Annotated in this window: 9 protein-coding genes and 1 pseudogene; 2 read left to right on the forward strand and 8 right to left on the reverse strand. The window is 59.7% G+C overall.

Annotation, left to right across the window (positions count from 1 at the left end; all coding sequences use genetic code 11):
- The first annotated feature begins 65 nt into the window (after nucleotides 1-65).
- On the forward strand, nucleotides 66-1,313 hold the full coding sequence (gene codA, locus DK870_RS26675) for a cytosine deaminase (RefSeq protein WP_161550181.1): 1,248 nt from the start codon (nucleotides 66-68) through the stop codon (nucleotides 1,311-1,313).
- On the opposite strand, the gene DK870_RS26680 is transcribed toward codA, so the two are convergent.
- The 5 genes and pseudogenes from DK870_RS26680 to DK870_RS26700 all read right to left on the reverse strand — a co-directional run bounded on the left by DK870_RS26680 (nucleotide 1,310) and on the right by DK870_RS26700 (nucleotide 8,257).
- The gene (locus tag DK870_RS26680) at nucleotides 1,310-3,454 is read right to left on the reverse strand and encodes a lipase family protein (RefSeq protein WP_161550182.1); all 2,145 of its coding nucleotides are present in this window, start codon (nucleotides 3,452-3,454) and stop codon (nucleotides 1,310-1,312) included. The genes codA and DK870_RS26680 overlap by 4 nt on opposite strands.
- The gene (locus DK870_RS26685) at nucleotides 3,454-4,248 is read right to left on the reverse strand and encodes a hypothetical protein (RefSeq protein ID WP_161550183.1); all 795 of its coding nucleotides are present in this window, start codon (nucleotides 4,246-4,248) and stop codon (nucleotides 3,454-3,456) included. Before DK870_RS26685 ends, DK870_RS26680 begins: the two co-directional genes overlap by 1 nt.
- A complete protein-coding gene (locus DK870_RS26690; protein WP_161550184.1) occupies nucleotides 4,241-5,077 on the reverse strand; it encodes a DUF4123 domain-containing protein in 837 nt (278 codons plus the stop codon). The genes DK870_RS26685 and DK870_RS26690 overlap by 8 nt, the downstream gene beginning before the upstream one ends.
- Entirely contained in the window at nucleotides 5,077-6,963 is a 1,887-nt protein-coding gene (gene tssI / locus DK870_RS26695) for a type VI secretion system tip protein TssI/VgrG (protein WP_161550185.1), read from the reverse strand. Before tssI ends, DK870_RS26690 begins: the two co-directional genes overlap by 1 nt.
- 307 nt (nucleotides 6,964-7,270) lie before the next feature.
- A pseudogene (locus DK870_RS26700) lies at nucleotides 7,271-8,257 on the reverse strand (diaminopimelate epimerase).
- A 343-nt stretch (nucleotides 8,258-8,600) separates the two neighbouring features.
- Here DK870_RS26700 and DK870_RS26705 point away from each other — a divergent pair.
- Complete coding sequence (locus DK870_RS26705; protein ID WP_104996108.1) at nucleotides 8,601-9,752, forward strand: MFS transporter; 1,152 nt, start codon at nucleotides 8,601-8,603, stop codon at nucleotides 9,750-9,752.
- A 52-nt stretch (nucleotides 9,753-9,804) separates the two neighbouring features.
- On the opposite strand, the gene DK870_RS26710 is transcribed toward DK870_RS26705, so the two are convergent.
- From DK870_RS26710 to DK870_RS26720, 3 genes are all read right to left on the reverse strand, one after another.
- A complete protein-coding gene (locus DK870_RS26710; RefSeq protein ID WP_256679931.1) occupies nucleotides 9,805-10,701 on the reverse strand; it encodes a hypothetical protein in 897 nt (298 codons plus the stop codon).
- A gap of 612 nt (nucleotides 10,702-11,313) precedes the next feature.
- A complete protein-coding gene (locus tag DK870_RS29785; RefSeq protein WP_256679932.1) occupies nucleotides 11,314-12,054 on the reverse strand; it encodes a hypothetical protein in 741 nt (246 codons plus the stop codon).
- Nucleotides 12,055-12,375: 321 nt separating this feature from the next.
- A complete protein-coding gene (locus DK870_RS26720; protein WP_161550186.1) occupies nucleotides 12,376-14,781 on the reverse strand; it encodes a TonB-dependent receptor in 2,406 nt (801 codons plus the stop codon).
- Between the last annotated feature and the right edge of the window lie 48 nt (nucleotides 14,782-14,829).

Here is a 14,829-nt window from a genome sequence, read left to right on the forward strand (position 1 = left end):
AATGCTAACCTTGGAGCCGCCCAGCGCTGTCTGCCTGATTGTTTTTAGCCAAGAGGAACTTGCCCATGCATATCATCAATGCCCGCCTGCGCAACCGTGAAGGCCTGCACGATCTGCACCTGGAACACGGCCGGATCGCCAGCATCACCGCGCAAACGGCGGCGCCCATTTTATCGCCCGGCGACTTGGATGCCGCCGGTAACCTGGTGACCCCCCCATTCGTCGAACCGCACATTCATCTGGACGCAACCCTTACCGCCGGTGAGCCGCGCTGGAACATGAGCGGTACCTTGTTCGAAGGTATCGAGTGCTGGGGCGAACGCAAAGCCACCATCACTCATGAAGACACCAAGGCCCGCGCCACAAAAACCATCGAGGCCCTCGCGGCCCATGGCATTCAGCATGTGCGCACGCACGTCGATGTCACCGACCCCGACCTCACCGCGTTGAAAGCCATGCTGGAGGTGCGCGAAGCAACCACGCACCTGATTGATCTGCAGATCGTCGCGTTTCCCCAGGAAGGCATCGAGTCGTTCCGCAATGGCCGGGCCTTGATGGAGGAAGCCATTCGCCTGGGCGCCGATGTCATCGGTGGCATCCCCCACTTTGAATACACTCGCGACCAAGGCGTCAGTTCGGTGAAGTTCCTCATGGACCTGGCCGAACGCACCGGTTGCCTGGTGGACGTACACTGCGACGAAACCGACGACCCGCATTCACGCTTCCTCGAAGTACTCGCCGAAGAAGCCCGCAGCCGCGACATGGGCGCCCGCGTCACCGCCAGCCACACCACGGCCATGGGCTCCTACGACAACGCTTACTGCGCCAAACTGTTTCGCCTGCTGGGACACTCCGGTATCAGCTTTGTGTCGTGCCCGACCGAAAGTATCCACCTGCAGGGCCGCTTCGACAGCTTTCCGAAACGGCGCGGCGTCACTCGCGTCAACGAATTGCTCGAAGCCGGTATGAACGTCTGTTTTGGCCAGGACTCCATCGTCGACCCCTGGTACCCATTGGGTAATGGCAACATCCTGCGTGTACTCGAAGCCGGTTTGCACATCTGCCATATGCTCGGTTACCGCAACCTGCAATCGGCCCTCGACCTGGTGACCGACAACAGCGCCAAGGCCATGGCCCTCGGGGACCGCTACGGGCTGGAGCCCGGTCGACCAGCGAATCTGTTGATCCTCTCGGCCAACAGTGACTATGAGGTGATCCGCAGTCAGGGCCTGCCGTTGTACTCGATCCGCAACGGTAAAGTGCTGATGAAGCGGCAACCGGCACAGGTGGAGTTTGCGCACACGCCAGGCTAGACGATCGAGTCGATGTCCAGTATTTGCGCCCTCACCCGATCATTGAGCGTCGGTGGCGGAATACTGGCGAGCTGGGTCACTTCCTGGTTTTCCCGATGGGTGAACCAGCGCTTGAGACTGGGTTGCAGGTTAGCGCCATACGCCTGGCTGCCGTAGACATCACGCGCCTCAAGGCGGCGCCAGCGCAGGGTTGCCAGGCGCTCGCGGCTGGTATGCAAACGGTCGATCTCGGCATTCAAGGCATCGTTGCGTTCATAGTCGCGATCATTGGCCGGGCGCCGTCGGGCAAGCTCGCGTCGCTTGGCGCGCAGTTGCTCACGCATGTCTTCGAAGGCGCGATCCAACAGCTCGAACTCCCTCTGCGTAACCAGAGGGCCCTGGCTATCCAGTGTCTGCTGCCAGCGCCGCAAGGTGGCCCATGCCGCCGGGATGTAGCTGGCGGTCATGAAGTGCTGATGCGCCTGGAACAGCTGCTTGAGCAGGTTGTCGCGCTGCGGCATGTCGCCATGCAATTGCAACGCACGATTGCAGCCTGCTTCCTGGAGCGACTCACAACCTGGCTTCCATAGCACCGAGGAATGCCTGCCGTCCGGGAGTTTGATCGGCATGAAGTGTTGCTGTTCGCCGTGATGCCGGTAAGGGTTGCCCCCCACCCGCACCAGCCCGGCAGCGAAGAGCAGGCCCCCATGGGCAGGCGCGCTGAACAAGGTTATGGCGCCCGGAATCCAGAGTTTGGCGGTGGTGTTCATCCAGGTGGCCGGAACACTGGGAACGGGGTCGTTGTGGTTGACGATACGGTGGTGGACCAAGGCTGAAGCGCCGTCGACGAACTCGCTGTCGGCCGCTCGGGGGGCGCCGTAGGTGTAGAGGAGGATGTTGTAGCTGGGATTAGGTACACGACGCAGCCCCTCTGCCAACAACAAGGCAATCGCGCCGCCCAGGCTGTGTCCGCAAATGACTATTCGTTGGCCTTCATAAAACTGGCTGAGGTAGCGCAGCACGAAGTTTCGCATGGCCCGGTAAGCCTCATAAAAACCCAGATGCACCTTGCCGCCCCCTTCGGCGAAGGCCACCTGATGGGCGTTCGCGTCGCGCAGGGCATCGGCGGCGCTGACGGTACCGCGCACAGAGATCAGGACGACTTCATCGTGATGGCAGATAAACGCCTGAGTGTCGGTACCAAATTTTTCATCGTCGAAAAAGTGCAGGTTCGAGGGATGCTCCTGCTCCTCTTCGCGAGCCGGATGATTTTGCGGATACAGCTCGGGATCGAAGGGCAGGATCTCGAAACGCCGGGAGTAAGGAACATCTTCATATACGGGAAAAAAGCGTTGCGTTTGCTCGAGATCCACTCGCCAGGCTTCGTGGTACCCCGATAACGTTTCGGCAAACAGATTGCCAACGGTAGGGTTGAACGGGAACGTCACTCTGTCGATAGGTTTCTTCGGCGGTTGCTGACCAAAATCGCAGTAGCTCAAGGCGGACATCAGCGCCAATTGGTACAAGTTCAAGGCACAGAACTGATCTGCGGTGGAAAGCATCGGCCGTAGCGCACGTAAGGGCCGTACTTCCAACACACTGAACTGATTGGGAAACAAGACCACTCCCGAGGACAGAGGCGGGCCGAATCCAAGGTCGTTCACCATTTTCAACGCATGCCGATGAGGGCTGAACATCGCAGGAGCGATCGACGGCAAGTGCGCGACATGGTTGACCAAATCGCTGACTTCAACATGATAAAACCGGTCTGCCCGCTGCATGGCGGGATTCCCCTGAATACGCTGCCCCTTTGCATCAGAAAACCGTGTTTGTTCGGCACGGACTTGAATCTCGGTAATCGGCAGCTTGTACGTCAGGCGCGCACTCAATCGGTAATACGGCTCTTGTGCCCCGGCATACGGGTCATCGAACTTGAGAACGACAGGACCGTGGTAAACCCCCTGTATATTTGCGAACCCCTCTCCATTCAATTTACCGTTGTACTCGCACCCCATACTGTCGTGAACCGTATAGGCAAGCCCGCCGTACGCCGTCCCACTCCCCGTTTCATCCACCAGGCAAAAGCTCACCCAGTGCCCTTTCATTGCACATGCCGGCATCTTGCCGCTGAAAAACGCCTGCTTCCATGCATCCTGTTTCATCAATTCGCTCCTTGTTGATGGCATGTCGGGTAGACGTCACAGATACGCCCATCCGGCATCTTTACAGGCTTGAACTCCGAGTCATTGCCGGTGCAGTACGCGGCCATATCCTCAAAGCTTTTACCTCGGCAGCGCTTCCACCCGCCCGGTACAGCTATCCATCTGTGATCAAAAGCAGGTAACTCTTCATCAAGAACCTTCAATACCATTCTTAACTTTTTCCCTCGCAACTGGTCTCGTTGGGCAACGCCGCCAGCCTGCATCTTTTGCGGCTGACCGGCTGCATCCAACGAATGGCATTGCAGAATCTTGATGATCGCGTGCATAGGTCCTATCGTGCGGAAATACCAGCGGCATTGCCCTTTCAACTCCTGGACACCGTCCTCGGGCATTCCAGGTAGATCACCCGCCAAACGGTCTCGGATGCCAATACCGGCAAGATCCCCTCCCACATCCCAATCCTGCTTTCCCCATTTCGCATAAACATCAAATTGCACACTGCTTATTACCGACGGACACCCTTCAATGGTTTCGCTGAGTGGCAATTCATAGCTCACCCGATTGGCCACGGGATTGAACTCGGTAAAAAACACCTTGCGCTCTGGCCTTTTGCCTCGGCGCATCGGCAGGGAACAGGCTGCGCCGGTGGCGGGACGATAATTGGCAGCCGTCTTGAGTTCAAAATCCGCCGGCAGATCCACCTCCAGCGTAAAGCTGTCCGCGCTTTTCCCCGCGCACCCCGATAACGCCAGCATCCCCAGCACAATCACCACGTTTTTCATCCAGCTAGACATGCTCCGCCCCTTCCCTTCGCCACTGTTCCACCAACCGTTCGTAATGTTCCGCCGGGGCCTCGCCTTGCATCGGCTGCCACCGGATCACACTGCTTCGTGTGGCCTCCTCCAGCCGTCGCACCACCAGGAATTCCAGCTGTTGCGGGCCGCACCATTGCCAGGCATGGGCCTGCTCCAACACTTGGCTCAGCCAGATCCTCGGGTCTTGAAACTCCACCAGCGTCACCAGGTCCTCACTGTGCTCCGCCAGCAGGTAGCGCAGAATATTGGCGTGCAGGATGGCCGCAGCCTGGGGGTTGGGGACCTGCGACCAGGGTGTGGGATCCGGTACCGGGTATTCACCCGGTGCCGGGTTGTCGCAGCAGCACCATCGGTCGTCATGCCAGTAGCACACGCTGGCCAGTGGCCCCAGGTACACCGGCCACTGTTCGGCAGGCAGGTAGGCCAAGGCGCGCGCCAGGGTGCGGTTGTCTTGAAACCGGTAGAGGGCCTGGCGCCCCGCTGCGCCGACCAGCATCCGCTCGCGCCAATGCCGGGTCACGTCGGTCAGATCGTTGTTGAGCAAGCTGCCCAGCCACCCCCAGTTCGTTTCGGGCTGTTGCAGCAAGCGGGTCAAGGCCGGTTCTCCCACCTGCTCCAGCAACAGGATCACCGGGCCGGTATGCGCCAACTCCGCTAACACTGTCTGGCTATAGAGGGTGCAATATCGCGAGGCGTCGCGAGCCGCCGACAGTGCCTGGCACGCTTCTGCGCCCCCGTCGACAATCAAGCACAAATGGCGTCCCGCCTGTTGCTGTAGGGCCATCCATGGATATGGCATGCCTTGCATCACGCGGCCCTCCCGCTGAGATCGCACAGGCCTTCACCACAGCACTCGCAGACGGGGCAATAGTCCGCGCCCAGTTGCCGGGCCATGTCCATGAGGATGCCTTGAACGGCAGACAGGCTCGACCGATCATCCGAAGGTAAAGCGCCGGCCACCGCCGCCCCTGCGACAGTGATGGGTCGGCTGCTGAAAATGCCGCCCGCTTGAATCACGAAGTGTTCACCCCCGGCCTTGAAACTCAACTGCGTCCCCCCGTCGATCACCAGGCTGGCACCCGCCGTCAGGTGAACCTGTTGCCCGGCTCCGATCACCAGGGTCTGACCGACCTGCATGTAACTGTCGCCTTGTACCTCCAGGCGGCTGTCATGCCCCACTTGCTGCTCCAGGTCACGCTGGGCGCGCAGATAGACAAGTTCTGCACCCTGGCAGTCTTCGAGATGCAATTCGTTGCCGCCCGTGCCTCCCTGGGTGCTGCGGCTGCGCAAGACGCTGCGTGTCTTGTGCTGTGGCAAGGGGTAGGACGGCAGGAGAGAAGCATTGGGCAGGCAACCATTGATCAACGGCCGGTCCGGGTCGCCCTCCAAAAAGCTCACCAGCACCTCCATACCGACTCTGGGAATCATCGTTGCGCCGAACCCGTCACCGGCCCAACCGGACGCCACGCGCACCCAGCAGCTGCTTGTGTCATCCGTCGGGTCCCGACGGTCCCAATGAAAACGTACCTTCACTCGGCCATAGGCATCGCAATGCACATCCTCCCCGGCAGGCCCGGTGACAGTGGCCGTCTGACTGCCATTGATGGTTGGCTTGGGGTGTTTCAGCGGCGGCCTGTGCACCGCACGCCAAGGTGTCGCGGTGAAACGGTTGCGATAACCCTGGAAGGTATCCGCCTCACCTACCGCCTCCTCCAGCACCTGTGGCTGGTAGCCTTCATGACGCGCTGAGGTGATCAACCACAGGTCGTTACAGGCGGGATCGGGATGTTCCTGCAGTTCGAGAAAATGGCCGCTGCGCAGCAGCGGTTGGTCGCTCGTGCCCGAGGCCCGGCAGCGATCAGCCAGATGACGCTCAAGACCGCGACAGGCCAGCTGCCTGCCGCGTACAGGACCGGAAAAACCCCCAGGGTAGCTGTAGTCTTCAAGAGGAGACGGTGTCCCAGAGCCGGCCACGCCTTGCAACAGCAAGGACGGATGCTCGAAATCGTGATCACGGCGTACCGTTTTTCGGCTGCGGGTTTCCAGGCGCACATCGAAACGCTGGATACCCGCCGCATCCGCCAGCGGATCGTTGGCCGAGTGATATCGCTGCACGGGCAAGCGCTGGAACACCGTCTGGTCATCACCAAACACCAGCAGATGATTGTTCGCGCTATGGCGGAAGTGGTAGTGAATCCCCTCCTCTTCGCACAACCGCTGGATGAAGTGCAGGTCGGTCTCCGCGTACTGCACACAAAAAACGCGCGGCGGATAAACCACGGGGCCCAGTTCGAACACGTACGCATCGGCCAGGATGCCGTGTTGCTCAAGCACGGCCGCGATGATCTGCGGCACGCTGCGCTGCTGGAAAACCCGCTGATCACGGCGGTGGGCGAGGCTCGCCAGGCGCGGCGCCAGCGTCAGGTGATAACGGGTGAGCCGGGCACCGGGGTCGCCACGCCCTACCGCGTAGACTTGACCGTGCAGACCTTGATCCACTTCCCCCAGATGCAGGTACGCCGGTTGGTGGAGCAGTGCCTCCAGATCCGCACAGGGGTTTTCGCTGACCAACTGCACATGAATGAAATACGGTTGGTCAATAAACTCGCGGCCATTGAAGGCAAGTACCTGAAAGTCGGAAGTCACTTCCGGAATAATCAATTTGAAACGTGACGAAACAAACGCGTCAACCATCCGTTGTTACCCGTCGCTGATAAACCCACTCGCTGATTTAAAGCTCTCCCCGGAAAGTACTGATCGCCAGCCGAGAAAAAGCGCCTGAACGCCTTGAAGCTTAGCGATTTCAGGGAAAATTCGGCTCTTCAGAAATAAAAAAGAAGTTTCGTACGACAGAGATGGAAATGACTTTTACAAAATAATTAATACACTCAATAAGCACGTCTTCTAAAACAAGAAAATTCTTACATCTGAACTTACCAATACAACTAATCAATTACGAAACAGCAGACAACACTCCAAGCTATCCACTGTTACTCCCTGCTTACCGCTGCCGGTGTGCGGCGCCGAACAGACTGACGCTCACCAGTGTTTGCGCCTCTGCGTGCAAACGGACAGGCGCTGTGCCACCCGGCATCACCACGGCCACTTCAGCGGCGTCAATCCAACCTGCGCGCCACGCTGCGCAGGCCACCGCGCTGGCGCTGGTCCCCGAAGACGCCGTTGGCCCCTCGCCCCGCTCGAACACCCGTGCGATTACCCGGTTGCCCGAGGCTCGCGCAGCCCATTGCAGGTTGACGCCAGCCACGCAGGGTTGGCCCTTGCCGACGGGCGGCGCGAAGGCTATCGCTTGCAAGCGCTCAAACAGTACGGGTTGGTGCATCGCGGGGTTTTCCGGCAAAGCCGAGACCTGCTCCACCAAGGTCACGCAATGGGGGTTGCCCACTCGCACAAACTGGCTGCATGCCCATTGCGGGTCGATGGTGGCCAAGGCCGCTACGCGACTGAACTCACGGTGCCGCACCGAGACGGCTTGAATGTCGTTGGCGCCGACCGCCGCAGGTCCGAACGCAGGCTGCCCCAGGGCCAGCCAAAAGCCCTCGACCTGTTCGTAGATCGCCGGCTCGACAGCAGTGGTCACGGGGGACGCGGCAGCCGGCTGATCGTGATGCACCCGCAGTTCACACGCTTGAGCCATCAGGCCCTAGTCGGTCAGCGCCTGGGCAAAAATGGTCAGCCCATTGCCACTGCGCTCCGCGAGTGTGCCGTCAGTGTTGACGATCAACAGGTCAAACGGTGGCGCAGCCTGAAACGGTCCGACCAGCAAACCATCGCAGCGATGCGCTTTGGCACCCGCCGGACGCGGCGTCGTCCCCCAGCCACATTCAGATGCGATGGCCGACGCGGCCCATGCCAGCCGGGTGTTCGCCGCCAACTCGGCGCTGCCTGGCACGTCGATGCCCTGGCTGCGCAAGTCAGCCGGGCTGACCACCCCATAGATATTACCGCGTGCGTCGTAGAACTGGATCATGAGGCGAGCTGCCTGGAAGTTTTCATCGGTTCGTCCATACGGTTACCTACTGATTGGGCGGCAGCGTATTACAGAACACCCCAGGTGTGGGAAGTGGCCTGGAAGGTGGTAACCCGCTGCAAGAAGCCTGGGGTTCATCAGTCCTCACAGGGATTACACACCTTCCAGACCACCTCCTACACACTGGATAGCCTGTATGTGGTCGCCGTCGTCCAAGGCGTTCCATCGTTGTAAAAATATCCCATGGGCTAATGCGAACGAGCCCGGCTCGCTCGACCGGGCTTGATGTGCAAGGATGTGTCGCCGGACATCGTTCATTGAACGCAAAACCAAGGATTTCTTCATGACTGCCATCCCCACCCCAGCGCCCGTGGTTCCCGGGCGGCTGGAGCAAATGTCGACCCGTATCGCTTTTTTCATTGCCGGCTTCGGCATCGCCGCCTGGGCGCCACTGGTGCCGTACGCCAAGGAACGTGCGCAACTCAATGAAGGCACGCTTGGCCTGCTGTTGTTGTGCCTGGGGGTGGGTTCGATTCTCGCCATGCCGGTGGCGGGCGTACTGGCGTCACGCTTTGGCTGCCGTCGGGTGCTCAGCGCCGGCACGCTCATGATCTGCCTGGCCCTGCCGATACTGGCCACGGTCAGTTCGATTCCGCTGCTGATGGCCGGGCTGTTTCTGTTTGGCGCAGGCTTGGGCACCGTGGACTCAACCGTCAACCTTCAAGCGGTCATCGTAGAGCGCGCCAGCGGTAAAACCATGATGTCGGGCTTTCATGGCTTGTTCAGTCTGGGCGGTATTGTTGGCGCAGCGGGGGTTTCCGCCCTGCTGGGGCTGGGCTTTTCGCCGCTGCAGGCGACCCTGGTGGTGATCGTCATCATGGGGCTGGCCTTGCTCAAGGCCGGGCCGCATTTGCTGCCCTATGGCAGTGAAAGCTCGGGGCCGGCGTTTGCCGTTCCCCACGGGGTGGTGCTGTTTATTGGCAGTTTGTGTTTTATCGTTTTTCTCGCCGAAGGCGCCGTACTCGACTGGAGCGCCGTGTTTCTCAGTGCCGAGCGCGGCCTGGACGAAGCCTACGCGGGCCTTGGCTATGCGGCATTTGCCCTGACGATGACGGCCGGGCGCCTGACCGGTGACGCGATCGTACGTCGTCTGGGGCCCACCCGGGTGATCGTGATCGGTGGCTCGCTGGCTGCCGCCGGCGTGTTCCTCGCAACACTGTCCCCGGCGTGGGAAATGGCCCTGTTGGGTTATGCACTGGTGGGCGCCGGCTGCTCGAATATCGTCCCGGTGCTCTATACCGCCGTCGGCAAGCAGAACGTCATGCCCGAACACATTGCCGTGCCCGCGATTACCACGCTGGGTTACGCGGGGATTTTGGCAGGGCCCGCCGTGATCGGCTTCATTGCCCATGGCAGCAGCCTGGCGACCGCCTTTCTGTTGATCGGTGGGTTGCTGGCGGCGGTGGCGGTCAGCGGCAAAATACTGCGGGTTTAACGCGAAAACCGGCAGGAATGGGGGGGACGTTGAAGGCGCTGATCAGCGCCCTTCAGTTGCCCTTCTCCTTCCTGTCATTTTCCAGCCACCGATCGATGCTGTAGTTCTTCAGCCATCCCTCAGTGTTGTGGCTACCAAAAAAACGCGTGCCGTTGGCCTTGCTGCTCTCCAGCGACGCCAGCAAGCCCGAGCGCTCAACCAGATTCCTGGCCAGGTACACCTGTTGCTCGCTGTATCTTTTTTTGGGAAACCCGGTGGCCGCATCCCGCACAACGTCACCCTTTTTATCGGTTTCGTCAGGGTCCTGGCTCATCTCGATCAGCTTGTCGGTCTTCACATATCGGTGTTTCTCAAAAAAGAAACTGTAGTCCTCGGCTGTGTCGCGCAGCTCATCGAACATTGCCCTGAATGCCCTGACGACCTCTGCGTCGGTCTTGGAATGAAAGGGGTCTGCGCTATGCCTGTCCGGGTGGGTGTTACCGACCCTTGAATCGGCAGCCTTGGAAAGGCTGTCTGTGGTGATAAAACCGCCATTGGCGACAATCGCCTCGTTCAGCCTGGGACGGTTGAGTATCTCTCGGGCCAACAGGATGATGCGCTCGGCTACTGCGCTCTGGTTCGGCGCTTCACCCGCAATCTGCTGCAATGCACGTTGGCTCAGCTTTCCGTCCTTCTTGAACGCGTCCAACATGGAAAATTCGTTTTTCAGGGCCGTTGCCAACATATGATCGTCGCAGCTGGCGTAGGGGTTTGCAGCAGGGGTCATACGCCCAAAGGCAGATGGGCCGTCAACCTGCGGATCGGCCCCGCTCATCCCGCCGATGAAAAAATGATTGGAGGACAGACCTGGCGCAGAAGATTTTCCCAGCGCCGGGGCACCCGCGCCCGTAGCGGGCGCACTCCATGAAAAAGGCAGCCGGCGGCCTGGATTGTTGATCCCGTCAGTCATGCTTCATACCCACCCTATTTAGATTCCGTAACCTGAGCCCGAGTGCTTGACCGTCTCAAACGCCTTGAGAGCCAGCGCTGCATAAGCCTGGGTTGTGTGGTTGCCGAAAAATAATGGTTCCGGAAAATCGCCGCTCCCGGTGAGGAATATCCCTGGTAAAACTTGAGCATTTGTAACCGCCCAAGCCGTCCAGGCTGACTCTCGATAACGTCTGCGCATCAAAAACAACTAGCGCTCATGGCGTAACAATTTGCTCCAGAACATCGCGAAGATTGACCCCGCGGGACGGGATACCGGCTCATCTGCAAACGGCCTGGCCCCTCTGTCGAAGTCTTCGGCGGTGGGCGCCTTGAAGCTGCTCTTTGGCGAGGAACTGAGATTGACCGCAAGCGCTTTCAAGTTCTTCTGAGCGGTGGCCTCCTGGGCTGACGCGGGCAGCGTCGAAACACTGTACTGGGAATGGCGAGGTTCAAGTGATGTCGAGTTCATGTGCCAGGGCCTGACTCAATAGATGAGAACATCCACAGGTGACCAACGACCGGTAGATGTTCTCTTCGTGGTAAATCTTGGTGAAGGGTTCCTGTGTAATTGAACGGTGTGTCCTGCACAGCTCTAGCCAAGCGCCGCCAGCAACTTCTTCAACTCTGCGCGGGAGATCGCACCATCACGCTCTGACTGGAAAAGGTTATCCATCGCCGCCTTGAGTTCAGGACGTACACTCAGCTCCTTCGCCAAATGGATGAGCTTGTCCTGGGATGGCTTGCCCGTCAGTGGTTGCATCGCCAGATGATCCAGCCTGTCGAGCTTGATCGAACGGGGAAAATAGCCGGTGGCCAACTGACTGAATTGAGCAAGCAGTTCTTCAACAAGCTGCTTGTCATTGTGAAGTTTCAAGGGACTATCGGAATTGATGAAGCTTCTGATATTGGCTTTGGTCAAATAACCATCCTCAATACCGGTCTTGCCATTTCGATCAAGGGCCTCCAACAGGCCAGGATGGCTCAGCAAGTCTCGCGCCAAGCGAATATTCGCGTCTTTGACCGGATCCCCCGTCAACGCCTGCTTGGCCATTTCCCGCACGCCGTTGGCCGTTACGCGCTGCAACGGCGGCATTTTGAACGCACTGTAATTATCCAGCAGTTGTTGGGCCAGGGCCGAGGGTTGAGCCGGATTGGGACGCGGCGGTGGCCCCGGGTTTGGTTGTACGCCCACAGGCAGCGGGCGCTGAGGTGGACCTGGCTCTGGTTGCGGTCGCTGGGGCGGGCATGAAGAGTGGCAATGACCAGGGAAAGGTCGTTGCACAGGCGTATCGAATACCGGCCCGTGATGCTTGCCCGCTTGCGCGTAGTTCATGCCTCCTGGACGGCGCGCACTGGATGGCGTGCGGGAACCGGCAGTTTCGTGCTCAGCCTGAGCGGGTGAACGAGCGACTGTCTGATTGAATGCGGATATCGACATAAGGTTCTCCAGTGCTGTGTATTGAGCGTCTTGCCTCGCTGCAATCGTCAATCGCAAGCAGGCCAATCTTATGTGGCAAGCGCGCAGATATCGGTTCCTCACAGCGTTGAAGAATTCCAGGCAGCGGTAGGAAGAACCTCTCAGGAGGTAAGGAGCAAAACGCAAATCGCCGCCGTCCCAGTGCGGGGCGGCGGCGATTTTCCACTCAATGCAGCTCTAGAACCCGACGCTGGCCTGTACGAAGAAGGTTCGAGGTTCGCCCAGGTACAACCCGGCATTGTTGTCGCTGGAGCGCGTGTAGTGCTGCTGGTCGAAGACGTTTTTCACGCCGACGCCAAGCTTGAGGTTGGACAATTGCTCACCAAAGTCATACCCGCTGCGCAGGTTGACCGAGACATACCCCGGGATATCGCCGTATTGGCCATCGGCCGTGCCCTGGGTGATGTAAGTGGTGCCAGTACCGGGTGCACGTTGGCCGGACTGCGCGTAGACATCCAGGTTATGGGTCCAGTGATTGATGTCGTAGCGCAGGCCCAGGGTAGCCACTTCACGGGAGTACAGCGGCAAATCACGCCCCTTGAAGGGCACGTCGCCTTCGGAGGTGGCCTTGGTGTAAGTGAAGCCGGCGTTGGCGGTCAGGCCGTCCAGGCGCGAGTCGAGGTTGGACAGATCGTAGTGGGCCGAGGCTTCGATGCCGGTGTGCTTGGTGGCGCCGAGGTTGGTCCAGCCTACGTCATTGCTGACGTACTGCAACTCATCCGAGAAGTCGATGTAGAACAACGTCACTTCGCCGCCCCACACGCTGTCGTTGTAGCGCGTGCCGACCTCGTAGGTCTTGGCTTTTTCCGGGTTCAGGCCGTTGGCGGTCTGGTTGCCGGTGCCACCCTGGCCCAGTTGAAAGTACTGCAGGCTGCCAAAAGAGGTTTCGTAGTTGGCGAACAGTTTCCAGGCATCGGAAAGGTGGTACATCACGCTCAGGGCCGGCAACGGTTCGTTGTTATGCACCTCGCGGCGTTTTTCCTCGGTACGCTTGCCGTTGAGGGCGACAACCGGACGGTCATGCCATTCGGTGCGGATGTCTTCGAAGCGGATGCCCGGAGTGATGGTCCACTTGCCGACATCGATTTTGTTATCGATATAAAACGCATTGGCTTCGGTGCCGCCCGTGCGGTCCTGATAGACATGGCCATCACTTTGACCGCCTGGCGTGGGCACATTGTTGACCAGGTTGAGACTGGTCGCCTGCTCGTGCATGCCTTCCTTGAGGTAGCGATAACCCAGGCTGACTTCCTGGGTGCTCGGGCCTACGTCGAAAACATGCGACACCCGGGGTTCGATGCCGAACGTGTAGTAAGTGCGCGGATAGGAGCCGAGTGTCTTCAGGTCGCGGTTGGCGATGTTGCTGCCACGGAAACTGTCGGAGTAGTAGGTCAACACTTCCGCCTGGGTACGGTCATCGATCTGACGGATGTATTTGAAGGAAACATCCTTGCGGCGCCCGCTGAAATTGTCCCAGTCACGTACCGATTGATAGGGGTTGGCGTCGAACTGCTTTTGGGTCAGGCCGCCGGGCATATCGGCGCTGGCGTCGTAGTAATGGAAGTTCAGCGAGAAGTCGTCTTGGTCGGTCGGCGCCCAGTGGGTCTTGACGATCACGTCGTCGATATCGTTGGAGTTGTTACTGCTGCGATAGCCGTTGCCTTTGACGCCGGAGTACAACAATGCCGCGCCGATGCCGTTGTCTGCGGTGCCGCCGACGAAGGCATTCTCGATGTGTTTCCAGCCACCATGCGCCGAGGTTTCCAGGGTGGTGCCGACTTCACCGGAGAACTTCTCGGGAATGGCGCGAGTCACGAAGTTGATCACACCGCCGACGTTCTGCGGCCCATAACGCACGGAGCCGGCGCCGCGCACCACGTCGATGCTATCGAGGTTACCCGAGGAAATCGGGGCCATCGACAACTGTGGCTGACCGTATGGGGCGAAAGCCGCCGGTACGCCATCGATCAGTACGGTGGAGCGTGGCGACAGGCGCGACGTGAGTCCGCGCACGCCAACGTTGAGGGAAATATCGCTACCGCCCGTGCCGTTGGCTTCCTGCACCTGCACGCCGGGAATGCGGCGCAGCACGTCACCGACGTTCATGGCGCCCTGCTCCACCATGGCTTCGCGACGCACGACCGTGCGCGCGCCTGGATGGTTCTGCACCACTTCGGCATTGGCATCCCCCAGCCAGTCGCCGACCACCTTGATATCAGTAATACCCAGTTCAACCGGTGAGCCGGCTTCCCCCGTGCCGCTGCTCACTGGGCGCAAGGTCACGGAACCGGCGTCGATCTGGTAATCCAGGCCGCTGCCTTGCAGCAATTGGCGCAGGGCCTGTTCCGGTGAAAGGTTGCCGTCAACGGCGGGTGCTTGTTTGCCCGCGACCATGTCAGGGCTGAAGAACACTTGCAGGGAAGTCTGCTGGCCCAGTTGACTCAGCGCCGCGCCCAGCGATTGGGCGCGGATGTGGATACCATCGCCAGCGTAGGCTGCCGGCAACGCGGCGCTGACCGCCAGTGCCAGGGCGAGAGGCGCCCAGCAGGAAATTTTATTGTTGTTCACGGCAAGTTTTTTCACGTCGAACCTAGTCCTGTGATCGCAAGAGTGCGCATCCGTTAATGCAAA

It is taken from the genome of Pseudomonas sp. Q1, from assembly GCF_009935975.1.
Classification (GTDB): Bacteria; Pseudomonadota; Gammaproteobacteria; order Pseudomonadales; family Pseudomonadaceae; genus Aquipseudomonas; species Aquipseudomonas palleroniana.

What these genes read in the sequence shown, in the direction of transcription:
- codA (WP_161550181.1), top strand. Translation starts at nt 66, where the DNA reads ATGCATATCATCAATGCCCGCCTGCGCAACCGTGAAGGCCTGCACGAT.
- DK870_RS26680 (WP_161550182.1), bottom strand. Translation starts at nt 3,454, where the DNA reads ATGAAACAGGATGCATGGAAGCAGGCGTTTTTCAGCGGCAAGATGCCG.
- DK870_RS26685 (WP_161550183.1), bottom strand. Translation starts at nt 4,248, where the DNA reads ATGTCTAGCTGGATGAAAAACGTGGTGATTGTGCTGGGGATGCTGGCG.
- DK870_RS26690 (WP_161550184.1), bottom strand. Translation starts at nt 5,077, where the DNA reads ATGCAAGGCATGCCATATCCATGGATGGCCCTACAGCAACAGGCGGGA.
- tssI (WP_161550185.1), bottom strand. Translation starts at nt 6,963, where the DNA reads ATGGTTGACGCGTTTGTTTCGTCACGTTTCAAATTGATTATTCCGGAA.
- DK870_RS26705 (WP_104996108.1), top strand. Translation starts at nt 8,601, where the DNA reads ATGACTGCCATCCCCACCCCAGCGCCCGTGGTTCCCGGGCGGCTGGAG.
- DK870_RS26710 (WP_256679931.1), bottom strand. Translation starts at nt 10,701, where the DNA reads ATGACTGACGGGATCAACAATCCAGGCCGCCGGCTGCCTTTTTCATGG.
- DK870_RS29785 (WP_256679932.1), bottom strand. Translation starts at nt 12,054, where the DNA reads ATGAACTACGCGCAAGCGGGCAAGCATCACGGGCCGGTATTCGATACG.